This is a genomic window from Vicinamibacteria bacterium, assembly GCA_035620555.1.
In the GTDB taxonomy this organism is placed as follows: domain Bacteria; phylum Acidobacteriota; class Vicinamibacteria; order Marinacidobacterales; family SMYC01; genus DASPGQ01.
The window spans coordinates 1-3,471 of record DASPGQ010000400.1 but is presented as its reverse complement, the minus strand read 5'-3'; the positions used below and the strand labels follow the sequence as shown (position 1 = coordinate 3,471).

General features: G+C 61.2%; 4 protein-coding genes. 3 read left to right on the top strand and 1 reads right to left on the bottom strand.

Annotation, left to right across the window (positions count from 1 at the left end; all coding sequences use genetic code 11):
* Positions 1-544, bottom strand: a 544-nt coding sequence (locus VEK15_16305) for a hypothetical protein (protein HXV62264.1), incomplete at its 3' end; no start/stop codon positions are given.
* A 102-nt stretch (positions 545-646) separates the two neighbouring features.
* Between VEK15_16305 and VEK15_16300 the strand changes: the two genes are divergently transcribed.
* The 3 genes from VEK15_16300 to VEK15_16290 form a co-directional block, all read left to right on the top strand.
* Positions 647-2,092, top strand: coding sequence for a serine hydrolase domain-containing protein (locus VEK15_16300; protein ID HXV62263.1), 1,446 nt, complete (start codon positions 647-649; stop codon positions 2,090-2,092).
* Positions 2,093-2,135: 43 nt separating this feature from the next.
* The gene (locus VEK15_16295; GenBank protein ID HXV62262.1) at positions 2,136-3,164 is read left to right on the top strand and encodes a hypothetical protein; all 1,029 of its coding nucleotides are present in this window, start codon (positions 2,136-2,138) and stop codon (positions 3,162-3,164) included.
* 35 nt (positions 3,165-3,199) lie between these two features.
* A partial coding sequence (locus tag VEK15_16290; GenBank protein ID HXV62261.1) for a D-alanine--D-alanine ligase occupies positions 3,200-3,471 on the top strand: 272 nt, incomplete at its 3' end.

Below are 3,471 nucleotides of genomic sequence, written 5' to 3'. Positions count from 1 at the left end.
TCATCTGCTGATTGAAGTCCTCGCCCGCGCGGCGAACCGTCCCGAGCAGTGCGAGAGCATAGAAAGCACGAGCCTCCTCGTCGTCTGGGTACTTCGCGACGATCTTCTCCATCGCGTCCGCGTAGGCCCAGTCGCGGCTCGACTTGTCCCCCTCGCCGTAGAGAAGCTCCACCGCTTCCATCCACATCTTCTCCCGCTCGGTTCTCGCCTTGGCAATGCGCTCGGAGCGCGAGGGGCCGAGCTTTCGAAGCGCAGCTCGTGCCGCCGGAAGGTCCTGTCGCGTCGGGGACGAGAGCGGGTTCTCGTTGTAGGCCATCGCCTCTCCCCAGTACGCGAGGGCGAAGTCGGGCTCGAGCGCTTGCGCCTCCCGAAAAGCATCGATCGCGTCTTCGAAGCCAAAGCTGTGCAGGATGGCGACGCCTCTGAGGAAATGCTCCTGCGCCTCGGCCGAAGCCGAAGTGGGAAAGCTGATGTCGCCCACTTGAGATCCAGACGAAGTCCCGGCGAAAATCACGACAAGGAGAAGGATGGCGATTCGTTGCATGACTACCTCCTGGCGCGGCCGACAGTGTATATTGCTGCCGCATTCGGGACCAATGCACGATTTCGGTCGATTGAGTAACTCGCATTTCTGGAGTGTCCGAGCATGGGCTTACGGCCAACCATTGTCAGCGCTCTTCTCTTCGGCCTCGCCGCGAACGTTTCCGGCGAGTCGCCCAAGATCGGCGACCACCCTCGGGTAAAGACTGCGATCGGACTTCTCGAGGCCTGGACCGACGCGAAGCAAGCTTACGAGGACATCCCTGGCGTGTCGTTCGCGGTCGTCCACGACCAGGAGCTCCTCTGGGCCCGCGGCTTCGGCGACGCGCACCGTGAGACCAAAGTACCGGCTGCCACGGACACGATCTACAGCATCTGCTCGATCTCCAAGCTGTTCACCGCCTCCGCGGTGCTGCAGCTTCGAGACGCGGGAAAGCTCCGCCTCGACGATCCCGTCGTCGAGCACTTGCCCTGGTTCGATATCGAGCAAACCTACCAGGACACATCTCCCATCACGATACGGGGACTGCTGACGCATTCCGCCGGACTTCCCCGGGAGTCGGACCATCCGTACTGGACCTTTCCCGATTTCGAGTTTCCGACCCGCGAGGAAATCATCGAGCGAATCTCCCACCAGAAGACGCTCTACCCTGCTGAACGGTACTTCCAGTATTCGAACCTGGGGCTCACGCTAGCGGGCGAAACCGTGACAGCCGTATCGGGAGTGCCCTATGCCGAGTACGTCGAGCGACATCTCCTCGAGCCGCTGGGAATGACGGATACGACGCCCGAGATCCCCAAGAAGCACGAGGGCGGTCGTTTCGCGACCGGCTACAGCGGACGGTCGCGAGACGGAGCACGGACTCCCCTCGTATTCTTCCAGACTCGTGGGATCGCGCCCGCTGCCGGTTTTGCCTCCACGGTCGAAGATCTGGCGCGGTTCGCCTCGTGGCAGTTCCGGCTCCTGGAACATGGCGGCGAGGAGATCCTCAAAGCGTCCACACTTCGCGAGATGCATCGCGTCCACTGGGTCGATCCCGACTGGAAGACGACCTGGGGGCTCGGCTATTCCGTGACACGGCGCGACGACAAGACCTTCGTGGGCCACGGCGGAAGCTGTCCCGGCTTTCGCTCGCACCTGCTCCTCCGCCCCGAGGAGAGGTTCGCCGCGATCGTCATGACCAACGCCGTCGACGTCGACGCCGGAATCTTCACTCGGATCGCATACGAGATCGTGGCCCCGGCGCTCCAAGAGGCGCGCGAATCTCCCGACACTCCGGCCCCGCCCGACATGACGCTCTACACCGGGCGTTACCGGTCCGGTTTCGGAGGTGAGATCGCCGTCGTTCCCTGGAAGGACACGATCGCCGTAGTACAACTTCCCAGCGACGATCCCAAGGAAGGGCTCGTGGAGCTCAAGAACGTTGGCGCGCACGTTTTTCGCCGGATTCGGGACGACGGAGAGTTGGGAGAAGAAATCGTGTTCGACGTCGTGAACGAACAGGTTACCCGGTTCACCCGGCACAACAACCACTACCCGAAACTACCCTGACCGTCTCACATCCAGACGAGCTCCGTCGGTACAATGAATCTTGATGGTGGAGGATCCGCAGAACAATCCCCCGTGGGCCGAGCTTTCTGACGAGAAACTCCTGGATCTTCGCCTCTGCGACCTCGACCTCCAACTCGACGGGGGGTTCCTGGGCAAGCGTATCGAGGAGCTCGAGGAGGAGCTCGCCGAAAAGGGCCTCGTGTTCCGCCCCTACTTCTGGCTCGGGGAGGAATGGTTCACCCCCAGCGGAGTTCCCGGAGTCGCACTTCCCTTCTATCTGGCGCACCCTCGCCTCATGAAGCTCGAGCGCAGCCAGATGCTCGAGGTCGAAGGCGGCACCGAGGACTGGTGCCGACGCATCCTTCGCCACGAATGCGGACACGCCATCGATCACGCCTATCAACTTCACCGACGTCGGCGCCGGCAAAAGCTGTTCGGGCTCTCCTCGGCTCCTTACCCCGAGGACTACGCGCCCAAACCGTTCAGCAAGAACTTCGTGCGCAACATCGATTACTGGTATGCTCAGAGCCATCCCGACGAGGACTTCGCCGAGACTTTTGCCGTGTGGCTCGATACGACCTCTTCGTGGCGAGTCAGGTACCAGGGATGGGCCGCTTTCAAGAAACTGAAGTACATGGACGAATTGATGCGAGAGATCGCCAATCAAACGCCCACCGTCACGACGCGTCGACGTCCGTACTCCATTTCCAGTCTCAAGCGAACGCTTCGCGCTCACTATGAGAAGAAGCGCGAGCAGTATCAACTGGATCTTCCCAAGCTCTACGACCGGGATTTGAAGAGGTTGTTCGACGGCACACCCGAATCGGGAGGCATCAGGGCTTCCGCGTTCATCGCCTCTCACCGAAAAGAAGTGAGGCGTCTCGTTGCACGATGGACCGGTGTCTATCAATACACCGTGGATCAGGTGATCGCCGAGATGATCGCTCGGTCGAAGCACCTCGGCCTGTTCCTCGGGGTCGATCCGGAAGAGGCCAAGCTGAACTTCTCCTTGCTGCTCGCGGTGCACACGATGAATTACCTCCACAGCGGTCGCTACCGCCTGGCCTTATGAGACATCTCCGGGTCCTTGCTCTAATGCACGAAAGCATGATGCCGCCGGATAACATCGAGGGCTACGACCTGCGCGAGGTGTCCTGGAAGATGGAGTTCGACGTCATCGAGACGCTGGTGCGCATGGGACATCGCGTGGCCCGGCTCGGGGTGGAAAGCGACCTCGGCGTGATCCGACGCGCGATTCGGGATGAGCGGCCCCATATCATTTTCAACTTGCTCGAGGACTTCGACGATGTCCCGATCTACGACCAGAACGTCGTGAGCTACCTCGAGCTCCTTCGCATCCTCTATACCGGCTGCAACGC

Coding starts and splice junctions, on each gene's coding strand:
- VEK15_16300 (HXV62263.1), top strand. CDS start 647: ATGGGCTTACGGCCAACCATTGTCAGCGCTCTTCTCTTCGGCCTCGCC.
- VEK15_16295 (HXV62262.1), top strand. CDS start 2,136: ATGGTGGAGGATCCGCAGAACAATCCCCCGTGGGCCGAGCTTTCTGAC.